Genomic DNA, 15,244 nt, shown 5'->3' with positions numbered 1-15,244 from the left:
TGCTTTTTTGATAGTGTGTGCTCACTTAAAATTTAACGTTGGCGCTTTGTTTTGTTCAGTTTTCAAAGAGCAATTTGTTGTAGTTTTTTTCAACTAATTCATTGTAACATAACGTTGAATAGTTGTCAACTTCTACGAAGTATTTCTTTTTTTAAATCGCTCATTAATTAGGCGACTTCATTATCATACTGCTATTTTTCTTTAGTGTCAACATTTAATCCGTAAAACTCTAATAACACTTTCCTCTTGAAACCATCTTGTTAATGAATACAAAAAAACACCCTACGTGTTTCATCTTTAAATTAATCAACTGGGACGCACTAAAATAATCGATGGATCATTCAATATGAATATAAAAGTTCGTACGAACAGACTATTGAGAGACATCACCAATTAACAACAGTTCCTAAATCATAACCACTAGGGGTAATAGGCTCATTCGTCCTAAGTATCCCCTCGTTCTTAATGACGATGGCAGCTTTATTGTACTCAATAGGATAGATCGATGTAGGTTTCTGTTTTACAGAAGCCTTTTCTTGCAACCAATCTTCTATATCTGCTGCTGGTAAAACAGCTAACAAATTAAGTTTTTTATTATACTTTTTAAAAATGGCAAGAAGTTGTTTTTCTTCATTTTTCAGTCACTTCTGTTGTGGGCAATTTTGTCTTCCGAATAAATAAGTTCAGCTTCAGGAGAAGTATGCATTGCGTCATCTTGAAACATATGTCTTTGTTGTTTCTTATTACGTTCAAGATGCTTATAATAGGAGTGCTTCGCTATTTGACAAAGCCAAACTGACATTTTACATTCACCATTATATCTATCAATGGATTTTACAGCTTGATAGAAGGTTTCTTGTGTTAGTTCTTCTGATAAATCTGAATTGTGACAAAGACACATTAGATATTTAAAAACTTCTTCAGCATAATTGCTATAAATTTTAAATTTCATCTAGTTCTCCCAAGCCTTTTCCTCCTTTCGTCTATATATCCGATTCAAGTCAATTTTGTTACAAAAAATATTTTTTTTATTGGCAACAGAAAACCGCCAAACAAAATGGCGGCTAAAGCATTTAATTCAACATAACTAACCTCCCCGTTACTTTAATTGGAATGTTTCACAATATGTTCTCTTATACAAACAATAATCTTTTTAATGTTTGTTTCCTTTAGCCTCTATTTGCACGTGTGAAATGAACAAAGCAGCATAAGACATATGAATATTTCAACTGATTACATTCCTTGCAAAAACAAGAATAAGAAGAGGGGCAGGACACAAACTATGCTATAAAGGAGTGTGTATATCATGGATGAAAAGGGTTTAAAACAGAACGCTAGTAATACTTTACGTACGAATAAAAAGAAAACTTTAGAAATAATAGCAAGTGTTGATGAGTTGAAAAAAGAGCATGAACCAGAGTATGTCTTTTTATATTGGGATGAATTGAGATAAGTATCTTAAGAAGAGAAATTGAAATGGATATTGGATAGAATAATACCAAAATAAAGAAATTCTCCTTATTGAGAATTTCTTTCAATCCAGTAGGATATTCAAGTAATGTACCCGTTAGTTGAACAAGATTTTGACAAGTGTATACGTCTTATCTTTCAAACTTCTTTTTAAAAACAAAGAAAATCAATAAACAAATGACCAAATATATTAATGCTTGAACAGTTGAATTTTCACTAAGAAAATTGTGAATGCCATTGGCACGAAGTATGGAACGAATAACAACGGAAAGAATTGCAGCGATAAATATAGAAATAAAGACTCTTTGACCATGAAATTTCACTCACTTTTGGTATTTAATCTTAAATGTTTTAAAACATAGATCGTAAAAGGTATTCAAATTCCTCCACCTAAATGACCAATACACAACCCAATCATCTATTCCAGTTCCATAAGTTTTTGATATTAAAGTATTTAACGCTTTTATTACCTCTTTTTTATCCTTAATCGATGTTTTCTCTAATTGACTTAACACTGGACATTCTTTAGGTTGTGCGTACCCTTGAATTGAATAAAAAAAACAACATCGGAATGGTAACAATCAATATATATATAGCCTTTTCATAAAACTCAACTCAAAATTTATCTTTCCTAATTTTAAGAAAAATAGTCCAGTATTTGAGGTTTAATAGCTCAATTGTTATTCAACTAATCTGCCCCGATAGTCATAATGAACGAAAACGGCTCCCATCGCTTAACGTAGATTGCACTTGGTCATAATGTTACTACCAAAAATAAAAAACCAAGTGTAGAGCTACACACGAAAAGGAGCCTATATTATGAAGGATGTTCAAAAATTTGTTGGTTTAGACGTATCTAAAGATTCAATTGCTGTTGCGATTGCTGATTCTGGTCGTGGTGAACCTAGATTTCATGGAACTATTCAAAATAAACCAGAGGATATTCGCAAATTGATGAAAAAGTTAGGGAAGCCTGAAAGCCTATTAGTATGTTATGAAGCAGGATCTTCTGGGTATGGAATTTATCGATTTCTTCTATCTATGGACATTGATTGTATGGTTGTCGCACCCTCCCTTATTCCAAAGCGATCGGGCGATCGTGTGAAAACAGATAAAAGAGATTCTATTAGATTAGCTCAGCTACTTCGCGCTGGAGAGCTTACTTCTGTATGGGTTCCAGATGAAGATCATGAAGCATTGAGAGACTTAATTCGTGCTCGTCATGATGCTCGTGAGGATTTACAAAGTTCTCGCCAGAGACTTGTTCACTTCTTACTTCGCCATGGAATACGTCCTCCGCAAGGAGTTAGAAATTGGTCCGTAAAACATCGTGAATGGTTAAAACGATTAACATTTGAAAGAGCTTCTCAACGTATTGTTTTTCAAGAATATCTTCATGCAATCAATGAAGTTGAAGATCGTATGAAACGAATCGAAGCTCAGATCCATGAAGAAGCCCTTCAAAGTGAACATGCTCCGGTAATTCAAGCTCTTCAAACATTAAGAGGAGTCGCAGAAGTCACAGCTGTTACTTTGGTAGCTGAAATTGGACAGTTTTCTCGCTTTTCAAACCCAAGACATCTGATGTCCTATGCTGGACTTGTTCCAAAGGAATACTCGAGTGGGTCTAGTCGTTGGCAAGGTTCCATTACGAAAACCGGAAACTCCCAAATTCGTCGTTCCATAGTAGAAGTTTGTTGGTCTTATCGCCATCGACCATCTCTTAAAGGCGAATTGCTTAAACGTCAAGAAGGTCAAGATCCAGAGGCAAAACGGATTGCTTGGAAAGCTCAACACCGTCTTCATATGAAATATCATCGCATCTCTGCTAAAGGAAAAGGTGGAAAAGTAGCTGTTGTTGCAGTAGCCAGAGAATTACTTGGTTTTATTTGGGCTATCGGTTGTGCCATTGAGGATAAGCAAGTAAGTGTATCGAATGTTGCTTAAGTAGATCGAAAGTAAGATTATGTAATAAATGATTTTTTCGAATCATAATTTTGTGAGTTAGAATTGAAGATTTGGCTCGAAGGCAAACCCCCGGGAAGGAGAACCCTCATGTGCAACTATGCACTAGGTCTAGGGACTGAACGTGCGCCGTTAGTCCGAGGCAGCTCCGTGACGGATGGAGTGAAATGTGGTAACCAACCCACGCATATCAGTTTGTATACCACCGTCAACGTTTTTGCCTTCGTGCCAAGTTTTTAAGGTTATCCTTGTTCAACTTTTAGAATTGTATCCATTTCGATTTAGCTTATCAAGGGAAAGTACGCCCTTGACAAGCTAAATCCGAAAGGATATTTGGTTTATAAGTTGAACAAGGAACAACTCTATTCATAGCTGAATGAAGCACCATTTAAAAACATTTGGGTGTGGTGGGTTGACAGTTTCGTTCATATCAGTTGCATAAAGAAAAAGCCACCTTAAAGACAGCTCCGAACTTCAACTATAGCACCCGTTAGTGAACATTAATCCTTAGTAAAACTTCAATGCTTTATTCTTTCTTTTTCCAAGACATTAAATCAGAAAATGCCAATCCGAATGATACACCCAAAGGAATACCTAAATCCCAAACATCCATTTCCGAACGTCTAAAAAAATAAGAAAGAAGATAGTTCAAAGCACTTAAAGAAATAAACCAAATAATAAACGTAAAAAACCTTTTTCTTATTTGAATCCAATTTAACTTCCTTGTATTCGCAATAACTAAAAAGAGGGAGAACAAACAATATAGAAGAAGATAAATTACATATCCTATAATAAATTTAAGAGATAGCGAAGTATCAATATCCTTATATATTATAAATATCGTAAGTATGGTTCCTGCCAAAAATACAATAAACAAAATTAAGTTTAACGAAATAAATTTCTTCATCTTTTACCCATTACCTTACAAGTTAATTTTCCGAATAAAGTATCCCTATTTAAAGAGATAATTAGGATTATCGATTAGGGTAATACCAGTACCTTCATATCTGACAAATAAACTTTCGCCGTCCCACTCTTTATCAACAAGCATAACTCTTCTTAATCCCCTTTCATCTAATTGTTTATCCTCTTCTTTTGTAATAAGGGCTGTAAAATAATACTTTAAAAGAATATTGAAGATTTTTTCTTCATCAGGAGAATCTTTTTTCAGTTCTTTTATTATTTCTTTGAAATAAATATTTTTACATACTACGTGTTCTTTTATATATGAATTTTTCTCTTTTATTAAATATTTTTCTAGTGCAGAGGGTGAGATATATTTATGAACTCCTATGCTATTCCAATTTAAGTCAATTTCGAAAATTTCATTTGCAGAAGACTTTAAGCATCTAAATACAAAGCCTTGGATAAAGTTTGTGTTATTTTCAAAAGTATAAACTGATTCCGAATCCATCAATTTGATTGCTTGGTAATCTTTTATTAACCACTCTGTTGCCCTTCTATAAACTTGTCTCTCCAATGTAGTTATTTTTTTATCCATTACTAACCCCCGAGATTTGATAAAAATAGAAAATGAATTTTTATTTACTCCAATTATAAATATGAAATTATCATTTTACATATAAAGAAGTTGTTTAGTAATAGAATCCCCCCGTTTTCAACTAAACTTCCCCGATAGTTTCATAAAGAATAGCTGCCTTAAAGACAGCTTCGATCTTCAGCTAACACCTGTTAGTGGAATAAGAAAAATAAGTTTAATGCCAATAAATGTTGTCGTTATTTTTGCAAACAAGATAAATTCCTTTTTTATCCTTTTTTGACAAAGAAATGGCCAACTGTTTTATTTTTAAATAATCCGTTTTATCAACTAAACTTAAATCTGGGGAGTTTCGATAACCACGTTGACCAAGATATTCCGATGTTGTAATGATTGTATAGTGGTCTCCTTCGGGTTGTTCTGGAATTTCCTCAAAGCTTTTTATAATCTGTCCATTCTTAATGAATACCCTTTTCTCATACAAAGATATAGCTTTATAGCCCATTGGAATTTTCCTATGTACCTCTTTATCCCTAACAAGTTCAGAGTCCGTAAGATATTGTGAATATGAATAAGAGAAGCCATTTGCACTAATAAAATATTTATCATTACATTCAATGTTTAATGGATTATTGCCATTATCCTTAGGATAATCATAATCAACTGCTGGTAAAGTGTCGCTATAAATAACTTTTGGAGCTCCTACCCATTCACCGACATTCTCATAAACTATAGATGAAAGTTTTTTTATTTGATCTAAAGTCATAGAATTTTCCTTTCTTATTAATGAAATGGACAATTCATTAATCCAATGATTTATACTGGTTAAGATTTTATTATATGCTTCTTTACAATCATATCCTTTTTCTCTATATTCATAATATTTATCCTTTAAATTGGCTTTTACAATATCTAAATCCATATATTTTTCCTCCCAATAGCATAAAAGGGTTGCCGCCGTAACCACTTCTTCAACTCTTGCACCCTTTACTTTAAGTACAATTCTTCACAAACCGGGTTTTTCTTTGTTTTAAGGTCCAAATGACAATCGCGGAAGCATAGTCCATAAGGAGAACAATAACTATAAGATGGTTAGTCCCGCCAGTAAAGGAGCTGACGCCCTTTCTTTCCATAACATATGAAACTGCAAATAAGCCTATCATAATAACAGGGAATAAAGGAACTCCCCCATTCACGATATGATAAACCTGTATTCCAATGATTATAGTCCTGCTAGGATATTAAGGAAATGTGATTTTTTCAAAATCCTCACCCTTTCTAATTTCAATCAAATTATACATTAATACTCCATATTACCCCATCTTCACTGTTTATCATTTTTTTATTCTTCTTCAACTAAACTGCTCCGTTAGTTCCATAAGAAATAGCTGCCTTACAGCTCCCTTCAGCTAGCGCACCCGTTAGCCATACATGAAGCGCAAAAATCAGCGCTTCACCACAGAGAATGAAAATGGTTAAGAACGGTCAATACTGATTCTACGGCTGGGAGAGGAAGATCGATGAACTATGGTGCGTTAGAGCCCATCCGTTAGTCTGACTCCAACGACCAAGGTGCACCACTGACTGTCGCTCCCTTACGGGAAGCACACTTGGTAGATTAATCCTATTCTGGTTTTTGCACCAGCCCCCAATTGTATTGAGAGCCGTAGAAAGGATGTTTTCAATGGAGGTAGTCATTGAAAGAGTATGTGGTATGGATGTCCATAAGGGCAATATTACCTCATGTATTATGACACCAGAAGGAAAGGAGACGTTTTCAACAAAAACTGTTTTTCTAATACAGTTAGTGGATTGGATTAAACAGAATAACTGTACTCATGTTGCCATGGAGAGTACCAGTGTATATTGGAAACCTATTGTTAATTTATTAGAAGCTGAAGAGATTGAGTTTTTAGTTGTGAATGCTCAACATATGAAAGCAGTGCCAGGGCGTAAAACAGATGTTAAAGATGCAGAATGGTTTGCCAAACCTTCTTCGTCATGGACTTCTAAAAGCTAGTTACATTCCAGATCGAAATCAACGGGAACTACGTGAACTAGTTCGGTACCGTAGAAGTATCATTGAAGAACGTGCTAGACAACATAATCGAATCCAAAAAGTGTTAGAGGGCGCAAATATTAAGCTAAGCTCTGTCGTTTCAGACGTTATGGGTGTTTCGGCTCGAGACATGCTTAACGCAATTGCTGAAGGTGAAGAGGATCCTGAAAAACTAGCAAACTTTGCTCGACGCACAATGAAAAAGAAGAAAGATGAACTAGAACTCGCCCTTAAAGGTTATATCAATTCGCATCAACGCCTCATGTTAAAAACCATTTTAAAGCATATTGATTTTTTAACAGAACAAATCGAGATGCTCGACCAAGAGGTCGAGGAAAGAGTAAGCTCATATCAAGAAGATGTGGAACGATTAGACTCTATTCCTGGTATAGCTACAAGAATGGCTGAGCAAATTTTATCTGAAATTGGGACTGATATTAAGAAACAGTTTCCAAGTGCTGCTCATATGTGTTCTTGGGCAGGACTAGTTCCTGGGCATAACGAAAGTGCGGGGAAAAGAAAATCGGCTAAAACAAAAAAAGGAAACAAGTATTTGAGATCAGCATTAACAGAAGCAGCTCATTCTGTAAGAGGATCTAAAAACTATCTCGGAGCACTGTATAGGCGTACAGCATCTCGAAAAGGTAAGAAACGAGCAGGAATAGTAGTCGCTCATGCCATGTTACGTATCTCCTATTATCTCTTAACTCGAAAAGAAATGTATGTAGACTTAGGCGAAGACTACTTTGATAAACAGAGACAACAATCAATTTTCCGGCATTCTCTAAGAAGACTTGAAAGTTTAGGATACACAGTTACATTACAAGAACCTGAAGCATCTTAATCCAATCCACTTACCTACAATAAATCAGTAAATTAGGCGCTCTCCCCTTTTAAAAAAAACAATGAGCTGCGTCTTCTTAAGTATTGCCTTTTCCCCTAAATTCCAGAAGTCTATTTTCATGGTAGTTCCGTAAGAAAAAGGTTGCCGCAGCAACCTATTATGTTCGTCTGTTGGTTCAAGCCGTTTAACTGGAACATGGTGAATAGTGTTTACCTTATTAGAAGGAATATACGGTCCACCGGCTACATAGCCGGTGGCGTTTTCATTATGTAAAACAATTAGTTTTTTCCAATGCCGAATACTGTACCTTCCTTAAAAATCAAATGACAGTTCAGGCATGAATTGATTCATATGTTTTTGGATTTCGTTATATTTGTCAGACTGATCACTCAAGGCATTCATTGGAATGATCTCATATGGCCGGTTTACCCAGGTTGGCAGGAATTTAGGATTTTGCAGTTCGATTTTCACATCATCCCCGGTTTGGATTTTCCTTACGCCAATTTGCATAATACCGCCGATGTCTTTGTAATCCCCCTGCTGGCCGGATAGGAAATTCCCAAGCGAATAAGCAACAAATGCCCGTTCGCCGTTTGGTTTTGTAAGCCATGAAACAGGCTGCAAAACGTGTGGGTGGTGGCCAATAATAATATCAGCACCTGCATTAACTGTCTTTTGAGCAAGCAGCTTTTGTTCATCATTAGGCAACCGTTCATACTCTTTGCCGAAGTGCAGACTGACCACAACGACATCTGAAACTTTCTCTGCTTCTTTAACTTCAGTCTGGATTCTCGTGGTATCAATTAAATTCACAAGATGGGGCTTCCCCGCAGGAACAGGAATCCCGTTCGTTCCATACGTATAGCTGAGAAACGAAAAGGTAATATCGTTTCTTTTTAATATTCGAATGATCTTCTGGTCTTCAGGAGATTGATAAGCTCCTATATATGGCATCCCAATACTGTTCCAGTGGTCAAGCGCATTCAAAATGGCCTTTTCTCCTCGGTCAAGTGTATGGTTATTGGCGACTGTCACGAGATCAACCCCGTTTGCCTTTAGAGCATCGCCCACCTCTACTGGTGAATTAAAGGAAGGATATGAGGAAAGCCCCATTTCTTTCCCGCCAATCATCGTTTCCTGATTGGCCACCGTAATATCCGTTTTCCCTAGATAGGGCTTCACAAATCGGAACATCGGATTAAAGTCATACGTGCCGTTTGACTTGCGAGCGGGTATATACACCCTATCGTGAATTAAAATATCTCCTACAGCGCCTATGGTTGCTGAAGTTACTTTTTGTTTCGGAACAGGTGTAAGAGCTTGAGATGAAGCGTTGTCGGGTTTAAGTTTCTTTTTATTTTCTGCCTTTGTTTCCGAGACTTTTGGTTCCTCTTGAAATTGACCTTTTACAAATGGTGCAAGAATCCATAACAAACACATAAATGTAGCTAGAAACACTAGTATTCTTTTCATGACAAATGCTACCTCCTACTATTATAGTAGGGTGTTTTTAGGAAATAACAACAAAAATATCTATTTGATATTTAAAATGAACACATCATTCGTTTGAAACAGAGTACGAAATAATAAAAGTTAGACATATCGTGTGTTGCTATATCAGATGTGCTTGCTATCTCCGGCTATTCCATCATATTTATCCATTTTCCCGTTATTAGTTCAAGCTCTACTTTCTTTTACAGGGACAGCCATTGATATACCCTTTCTAGCTAAACTAATAAATTCAGCCACTCTATTTTTCCATAAATCATGTCGGAAGTTAGGGTTAAACGATAGAAATATCCCCCTATTTTTTGCAAATTCAATTGCCTTTAAATAAGTTGTTTTAAAAGGGTTTTCAGAAATGCAGTTGCAGATCTAAAGTGAATGATCTTTGCACCGATGCGATGTGCCTTTTATCACAAAAACCACCACAACTTATATGGAGGTTGTGATAGTTTTAATTAATTTTAGAATTAGTGCGAAAATTTATAAATAAATGAAAAGCAATTAGAGCTTATTTTCACTGGGGATTAGTAGGTTCTGAGTAAAACTCAACAAGATCCCCTCTTGCTAATATTTGATAATATTCGATAGGTCTTTCGAAAGAATCATAAGTGGTGCCTTCTATTGAAAGGCAAGGGTTTTCATTTCCTATTTTGAGTAATTTACTTTCAATCGGATCCGACAAAGATATTCGCATATACTGTTTTTGCTTTGCCAATTTTAATCCGTAAAATTCATCTAATACATTGTACAAGGATACCTTGGTAGATATATACTCTTCTATTTGTGAGCAAAATTTGTGCGGTATTTGACTTAATTCTATAGCAACAGGGATATTATCAACGATTCTTAATCTTTTTAAAGAAAAAATCTCTTCCCCCGTAGAGATATTTAATTTACTAGCCAGAAATTCATCTGCTGTCTCTATTTTTGCAAATATTGTCTCGGTAGAGGGCTTTAAACCTTTATCTTCCATCCCTTTTGTAAAACTATTTACAGTAATAAAGTTCCATTGAATTTTACGATTCGAAATGAACGTACCTACCCCCACTCTTCGTTCAACAAACCCTTCTCTTTCCAAGGTAGAAAGCGCGTGTCGAGCTGTCATTCTACTTATTTTGAACTTTTCAGCTAACACTCGCTCTGAAGGTATCTTGTCACCATACTTAAGGTTCCCAGTTTTAATTTCCTCTATAAACATTGTTTTTAGTTTTTGATAATAAGGAATTCCATCAATTTCTTTTTCCATATTCTACATCATCCTTAATTTATTTCGATTTATACACGCACACTTCATAACAATTTAATGTGTACCTTTTAATATGTTATAAAATCATATTTTCTTGTTATACATAAATTTATTAACTTTTATAATAAGGATTCAATAATTTCAATCAATAACCCTTCAAAATGAATAATAAAACTCTGTTTGGAACGTTAGATTTGTGTAAACAATCTATTGATTTTACGTATAAAATACAATAAGAGGCGGACTCAAGTATAAAAGTTCCCGCCCCTTATAGTTTAAATGCCCATTTAAAAGATCATACCAAGTCTTTGGAAAGGTTAGGTTTTTTACTTAATCCATATCCAAATGCACCATAACTTTCACAGTTTTTTGCGGCTGCTATTGCTGCCTTGTTCAATGCTTCAGTGACATTATGATGTTGGTGATAATGTACCAAAAACATGGAAATGAAGGAATCACCTGCTCCCAGGGTGTCTATTACTTTAGCTTCCACAATAGGTTGCTTATACACTTGGTCATCTACCAAAAATAAAGCACCTTTTTCTCCTCTTGTAACTCCAATGATTTTAGTTCCTAAATTTTTTGCGTAATGCATTAATTCAATACACTGTGAGTCGTTTAATTCACTTCCTGAAAAAAAACCATAATCAAGATACGGGCAAACCTCTTTAAGATATGTTTCTTCATGTCGTGAAGAAAAATCAAAAGAAATGGATATTTTTTTCGATAGCTTATGTAAATCTTGTTCTATATGGCTATACAAGCTTGTATGCATAAGATCATGAGTTGAAACATAGTTAAGATCGTTTTCATCAAAATTTAATTTTATTAGGCCTTGTACCCCTCCATTATTTGATCCGACAAACGTGCGATCGTTATTTTCGTTAAGAGAGATAACCGATTCCCCATTTGGTCCATATGCTTTTCTAATCCTAGAGATATCAACACCTTCAGCTTTCAAGCTGTTTACAATATGCTCAGCCGCTAAATCGTTTCCGATAACTCCAATATATGAGCTTTGTTCCACCCCATACCTTTTACATAAAACAGCTATATTTAGAGCGTTTCCGCCTGGATAAATTTCACCACGGTCTTGATAATAATCAACTACATTGTCCCCTACCCCTACGATCTTCATTTCCCTTCACCTCAACATCTACATTTCATCTAATAAGTAAGTAATTCCAATGAAAGTGAAGAATCTATTATTTAATTTAAAGTTATCTTACTTTTCCTAACTCTATAATCAATCTAAAAGACCCTTTTATCTTCAAGTTTATTTTCAGTATCAAACGGCATTTCTTGATATAGTACTCAAAAATTTTCTGATGCGTTCATTTCCATTCGTAGAGTGAAAGAACCTTTCTGGTGGAGCATCTTGAACAATTACTCCCTGATCAATAAATATGACACGGTCACCTACTTCACGAGCAAAGCCCATTTCATGTGTGACTACTGCCATTGTCATGCCCTCCAATGCTAATTCCTTCATTACTATAAGAACTTCACCCACTAATTCAGGATCTAGAGCGGAAGTTGGTTCATCAAAAAGCAACATTTTAGGCTTCATTGCCAACGCTCTAGCAATGGCAATTCGTTGTTGCTGCCCACCGGAAAGAGAATGTGGAAACTGGTCGCGTTTATCTAGCAAGCCGACTTTCTTTAATAGATATTCTGCCTCCTGAATCGCTTTCTCTTTTTTGATTTTTCTTACATGGATAGGCCCTTCAATAATGTTCTCAAGTACAGTTTTGTGTGCGAATAAATGAAAACCTTGAAATACCATTCCAATTTCAGCTCGAGATTTACTTAATTCCTTTTCATTTCGTGAAATAGGCTTTCCATTTATGTCTTTATAGAGAATGGACTCACCTTCTAGCTTAATATCTCCTTCGGTTGGATACTCAAGAGCATTCATCATTCTCAAAAGCGTACTCTTTCCACTGCCACTCGGTCCAACGATAACGACTACTTCACCTTTTCTTACTGATAGGTCAATCCCATTAATAACCTGCTTTTCATTAAAGGATTTTTTAAGATTGGTTAATTGTAACATTATTTTTATTACCTCGCTTTTCTAGATAATCTACAAGAATGGCAAGTGGATAATGTAAAACCCAATAAATGATCGCAATCATCGTGAATATCTGTATGTTTTGATATGTTGATGAGGCTAACAAATTTCCTTCATGCATTAACTCTGTCACAGTAATGACTGCTGCTAATGAAGAGTTTTTAATCAATACAATAGCTGAATTTCCGATGGCAGGAATAACATTTCGAATGGCTTGGGGGAGGACAATCCTACGCATCGAAAGAGAGTAATTCATTCCAATTGCCTTTGCTGCTTCCATTTGCCCCTTAGGAATTGATTTAATACCTGCTCGAAATGTTTCAGCTAAGTAGGCGCTTTCATTAATAGATAGTGCCACAATAGCCGCTTGGAAAGCACTTAATGAAAGCCCCAAATCCGGGAAAACAAAGTAAACATACATCATTTGTACTAAGAGGGGCGTTCCTCTTACTATGCTGATATAAATACCACATACTTTATTTATAAATTTATTAGGTGTTATTTTACCAAGAGCAACTGCTAGACCAATAATAAGAGAGAGAATCAAGGATATTACGGTTAATTCAATAGTAATAATGGTACCTTCTAGAAATCTGGGTGCAAATTCTTTAGCATTTGAGAAAAAATCGTTCATCTAAAGTCCCCTCCCTCTTCATTAATTATAGTCCCACTCCACACCCCATTTTTTATAAATATCTTTAAGGGTGCCATCTTCTTTCATTTCTTGAATGGCTTTATTGAATTTTTTTAATAGTTCAGGGTGATCTTTTGATACACCTATTCCAACTTCCCCAGTGAGAGAAGGAACATATCCCTCAACAATTCGATACTTCATATCAGGATTCTTAGCTTTAAAATAACTAAAGGTAGGGGCATCTGCCAACGCTGCATCTATACGATTTGTTTGAATATCTTTTAGCAGATCGGATAGCGTTTGGTAAGTCTTTACTTCTATATTTAATGATTTATTTTCTTTTTCTAGCATGTCTTTGAATGAGGTGCCCATTTGAACACCGATTACTTTACCCTTTAAGTCTTTAAGAGATTTAGTTTTTGTGTCACCTTCCGGTACAATAAGGCCTTCACCAAAACCAAAAACAGGATCTGTAAAGCTAATTTGTTTTTTTCTTACGTCAGTAATATACATAGCATCAGCAATAACATCTGCCTTACCTGATTTCAATGAAGGAATAAGCGAATTCCATTCTCCGGTTGATATCTGTACTTTCACATCTGATCTCTTAGCTAGTTCATTAACGATTTCAATAATAAAACCTTCAATTTCATTAGTTTTTGGATTTGTAGCATTAAATGGATATCCTCCAGCTGTAGTTATTACTTTAATTTCCTTATTCTTTGTTGAAGCTTCTCCACTTGTTGATGTGTTTTTGCCACATCCCACTACCCCAATAAGTAAAATGAGAGTCACACAAGCTATAAAAATTCTTTTCATTAAAAGCTCCCCCTATATTAAAGATTTTCCTACATTTTGACTTCATATGACCTGAAATCAATATTGTTAGATAATATTGAAAATTCAAGAAATAATAAAGATAGGCCTATCATACCACAGAAAAAACAAAATGGTATATACCAAATGAAATTTTATCTAGCCTACCACTTCAGCTTAAACTTCCCAAACGTTTTCTTGGTTGGTAATGATAAAATAACAGCTCCTGGATCAATACTCTTTACTGCATGTGTTACTTCCATCCACTCCAATTCAATAATCAAACATAGCAATACCGTTTTTTTCTTTTCACTGTATACACTTATGTCCTTCCATGAATTCACTTCTCTGTTTAACTTTGCTGTCAACAATGAAGCTAGTTCTTCCCCCTCGTTTGTAATAATAATTATCACATTTTTCTCTGCGATATTTAGAATGGCATCATATGTTTTAGTCCCCACGAAAAATGATAGGATTGTATACATAGCTAACTGAATATCGAAAATCAGAGCGGAGATCGTTACAATGGAAGCGCTAAAAATTAATCCAGATTTCCCTATAGAAAAATTCGTGTATTTCGCTATAACACGGGAAAGTATATCTAGCCCTCCCACTGACCCTCCCAGACGAAGAATAATGGCTAACTCCACTCCCCGAAATAATCGCTCCGTAAATACAACACAATAATATATCTTTAGTCCATATTAAGCGGACTGGAATCCAGTCTAAAAAAAGAGAGGATACTATGACCGAAAATACAGTATAAATTATAAATTTTTTACCAACATGAATATAGCCTAAAAACAGTAATGGGATATTATAAACAAAATATTGTATTCCCATTGGCCATTCAAATAGATGATAAAAAATTGCACAAACTCCGCCTAGTCCTCCTGCTAATAAACTGGAAGGAGTTAGCAGGCAATTGGTTCCGAATGCAAAAAGGAAACAACCTAATGTAATACCTGATAGTTCATAAGTAATTTGATACTTACGAGCCACATTAAAACATCCTTTCAACTCTCTCACGGAGAACCTTCTGTTGACTTCCCATTATCTCTAACTTAATTATGATCCAGGTCTAATGAATGGATGTTAAAAGGAAAATTATTTTACCATCAATACTTTTCCA

At 35.2% G+C, this 15,244-nt stretch carries 14 protein-coding genes and 1 pseudogene; 3 read left to right on the top strand and 12 right to left on the bottom strand.

Features of this window, described 5'->3' with window-relative positions; translation table 11 throughout:
- Window positions 1-637: 637 nt before the first annotated feature.
- A complete protein-coding gene (locus OTG27_RS17630) occupies window positions 638-952 on the bottom strand; it encodes an RNA polymerase sigma factor (protein WP_268937589.1) in 315 nt (104 codons plus the stop codon).
- Window positions 953-1,306: 354 nt separating this feature from the next.
- Here OTG27_RS17630 and OTG27_RS17625 point away from each other — a divergent pair, with 354 nt between their 5' ends.
- Together OTG27_RS17625 and OTG27_RS17620 are read left to right on the top strand one after the other, a co-directional pair.
- Entirely contained in the window at window positions 1,307-1,453 is a 147-nt protein-coding gene (locus OTG27_RS17625; RefSeq protein ID WP_156404311.1) for a hypothetical protein, read from the top strand.
- Window positions 1,454-2,289: 836 nt separating this feature from the next.
- Window positions 2,290-3,417: an IS110 family RNA-guided transposase gene (locus OTG27_RS17620; RefSeq protein ID WP_268937588.1), complete on the top strand. Its 1,128-nt coding sequence runs from the start codon at window positions 2,290-2,292 to the stop codon at window positions 3,415-3,417.
- A 544-nt stretch (window positions 3,418-3,961) separates the two neighbouring features.
- Here the strand turns inward: OTG27_RS17620 and OTG27_RS17615 are convergent.
- The 3 genes from OTG27_RS17615 to OTG27_RS17605 form a co-directional block, all read right to left on the bottom strand.
- Window positions 3,962-4,342: a hypothetical protein gene (locus OTG27_RS17615; protein ID WP_268937587.1), complete on the bottom strand. Its 381-nt coding sequence runs from the start codon at window positions 4,340-4,342 to the stop codon at window positions 3,962-3,964.
- Between the two features lie 45 nt (window positions 4,343-4,387).
- Window positions 4,388-4,936: a hypothetical protein gene (locus OTG27_RS17610; RefSeq protein WP_268937586.1), complete on the bottom strand. Its 549-nt coding sequence runs from the start codon at window positions 4,934-4,936 to the stop codon at window positions 4,388-4,390.
- Between the two features lie 214 nt (window positions 4,937-5,150).
- Window positions 5,151-5,855, bottom strand: a complete 705-nt coding sequence (locus tag OTG27_RS17605; protein WP_268937585.1) for a hypothetical protein — start codon at window positions 5,853-5,855, stop codon at window positions 5,151-5,153.
- 762 nt (window positions 5,856-6,617) lie between these two features.
- On the opposite strand from OTG27_RS17605, the pseudogene OTG27_RS17600 reads away from it, so the two are divergent.
- A pseudogene (locus tag OTG27_RS17600) lies at window positions 6,618-7,836 on the top strand (IS110 family RNA-guided transposase).
- A 312-nt stretch (window positions 7,837-8,148) separates the two neighbouring features.
- On the opposite strand, the gene OTG27_RS17595 reads toward OTG27_RS17600, so the two are convergent.
- The 8 genes from OTG27_RS17595 to OTG27_RS26730 form a co-directional block, all read right to left on the bottom strand.
- A complete protein-coding gene (locus OTG27_RS17595; protein ID WP_268937584.1) occupies window positions 8,149-9,309 on the bottom strand; it encodes a CapA family protein in 1,161 nt (386 codons plus the stop codon).
- Window positions 9,310-9,856: 547 nt separating this feature from the next.
- Window positions 9,857-10,588 carry a GntR family transcriptional regulator gene (locus OTG27_RS17590; RefSeq protein WP_268937583.1) on the bottom strand — a complete coding sequence of 244 codons (732 nt, stop codon included), beginning with the start codon at window positions 10,586-10,588 and terminating at the stop codon, window positions 9,857-9,859.
- A gap of 295 nt (window positions 10,589-10,883) precedes the next feature.
- Window positions 10,884-11,726, bottom strand: a complete 843-nt coding sequence (locus OTG27_RS17585; protein WP_268937582.1) for a PfkB family carbohydrate kinase — start codon at window positions 11,724-11,726, stop codon at window positions 10,884-10,886.
- Window positions 11,727-11,876: 150 nt separating this feature from the next.
- Complete coding sequence (locus tag OTG27_RS17580) at window positions 11,877-12,644, bottom strand: amino acid ABC transporter ATP-binding protein (RefSeq protein ID WP_268937581.1); 768 nt, start codon at window positions 12,642-12,644, stop codon at window positions 11,877-11,879.
- Window positions 12,622-13,296: an amino acid ABC transporter permease gene (locus OTG27_RS17575; protein WP_268937580.1), complete on the bottom strand. Its 675-nt coding sequence runs from the start codon at window positions 13,294-13,296 to the stop codon at window positions 12,622-12,624. The genes OTG27_RS17580 and OTG27_RS17575 overlap by 23 nt, the downstream gene beginning before the upstream one ends.
- Before the next feature lie 21 nt (window positions 13,297-13,317).
- Entirely contained in the window at window positions 13,318-14,115 is a 798-nt protein-coding gene (locus tag OTG27_RS17570) for a substrate-binding periplasmic protein (protein WP_268937579.1), read from the bottom strand.
- A gap of 161 nt (window positions 14,116-14,276) precedes the next feature.
- The gene (locus OTG27_RS26590) at window positions 14,277-14,762 is read right to left on the bottom strand and encodes a YitT family protein (protein ID WP_268937578.1); all 486 of its coding nucleotides are present in this window, start codon (window positions 14,760-14,762) and stop codon (window positions 14,277-14,279) included.
- Complete coding sequence (locus OTG27_RS26730) at window positions 14,647-15,114, bottom strand: YitT family protein (RefSeq protein ID WP_374941267.1); 468 nt, start codon at window positions 15,112-15,114, stop codon at window positions 14,647-14,649. The genes OTG27_RS26590 and OTG27_RS26730 overlap by 116 nt, the downstream gene beginning before the upstream one ends.
- Between the last annotated feature and the right edge of the window lie 130 nt (window positions 15,115-15,244).

The sequence above is a fragment of the Peribacillus sp. AS_2 genome (genome assembly GCF_026891895.1).
Classification (GTDB): Bacteria; Bacillota; Bacilli; order Bacillales; family DSM-1321; genus Peribacillus; species Peribacillus frigoritolerans.
The sequence above is the reverse complement of the archived record's forward strand: the minus strand, read 5'-3'. Positions and strand labels throughout refer to the sequence as shown.

Excerpts from the sequence above, each read along its gene's own strand:
- OTG27_RS17570 (WP_268937579.1), bottom strand. The coding sequence starts at position 14,115 with ATGAAAAGAATTTTTATAGCTTGTGTGACTCTCATTTTACTTATTGGG.
- OTG27_RS17615 (WP_268937587.1), bottom strand. The coding sequence starts at position 4,342 with ATGAAGAAATTTATTTCGTTAAACTTAATTTTGTTTATTGTATTTTTG.
- OTG27_RS17625 (WP_156404311.1), top strand. The coding sequence starts at position 1,307 with ATGGATGAAAAGGGTTTAAAACAGAACGCTAGTAATACTTTACGTACG.
- OTG27_RS17590 (WP_268937583.1), bottom strand. The coding sequence starts at position 10,588 with ATGGAAAAAGAAATTGATGGAATTCCTTATTATCAAAAACTAAAAACA.
- OTG27_RS17595 (WP_268937584.1), bottom strand. The coding sequence starts at position 9,309 with ATGAAAAGAATACTAGTGTTTCTAGCTACATTTATGTGTTTGTTATGG.
- OTG27_RS17580 (WP_268937581.1), bottom strand. The coding sequence starts at position 12,644 with ATGTTACAATTAACCAATCTTAAAAAATCCTTTAATGAAAAGCAGGTT.
- OTG27_RS17620 (WP_268937588.1), top strand. The coding sequence starts at position 2,290 with ATGAAGGATGTTCAAAAATTTGTTGGTTTAGACGTATCTAAAGATTCA.
- OTG27_RS17605 (WP_268937585.1), bottom strand. The coding sequence starts at position 5,855 with ATGGATTTAGATATTGTAAAAGCCAATTTAAAGGATAAATATTATGAA.
- OTG27_RS17575 (WP_268937580.1), bottom strand. The coding sequence starts at position 13,296 with ATGAACGATTTTTTCTCAAATGCTAAAGAATTTGCACCCAGATTTCTA.
- OTG27_RS17610 (WP_268937586.1), bottom strand. The coding sequence starts at position 4,936 with ATGGATAAAAAAATAACTACATTGGAGAGACAAGTTTATAGAAGGGCA.
- OTG27_RS17630 (WP_268937589.1), bottom strand. The coding sequence starts at position 952 with ATGAAATTTAAAATTTATAGCAATTATGCTGAAGAAGTTTTTAAATAT.
- OTG27_RS17585 (WP_268937582.1), bottom strand. The coding sequence starts at position 11,726 with ATGAAGATCGTAGGGGTAGGGGACAATGTAGTTGATTATTATCAAGAC.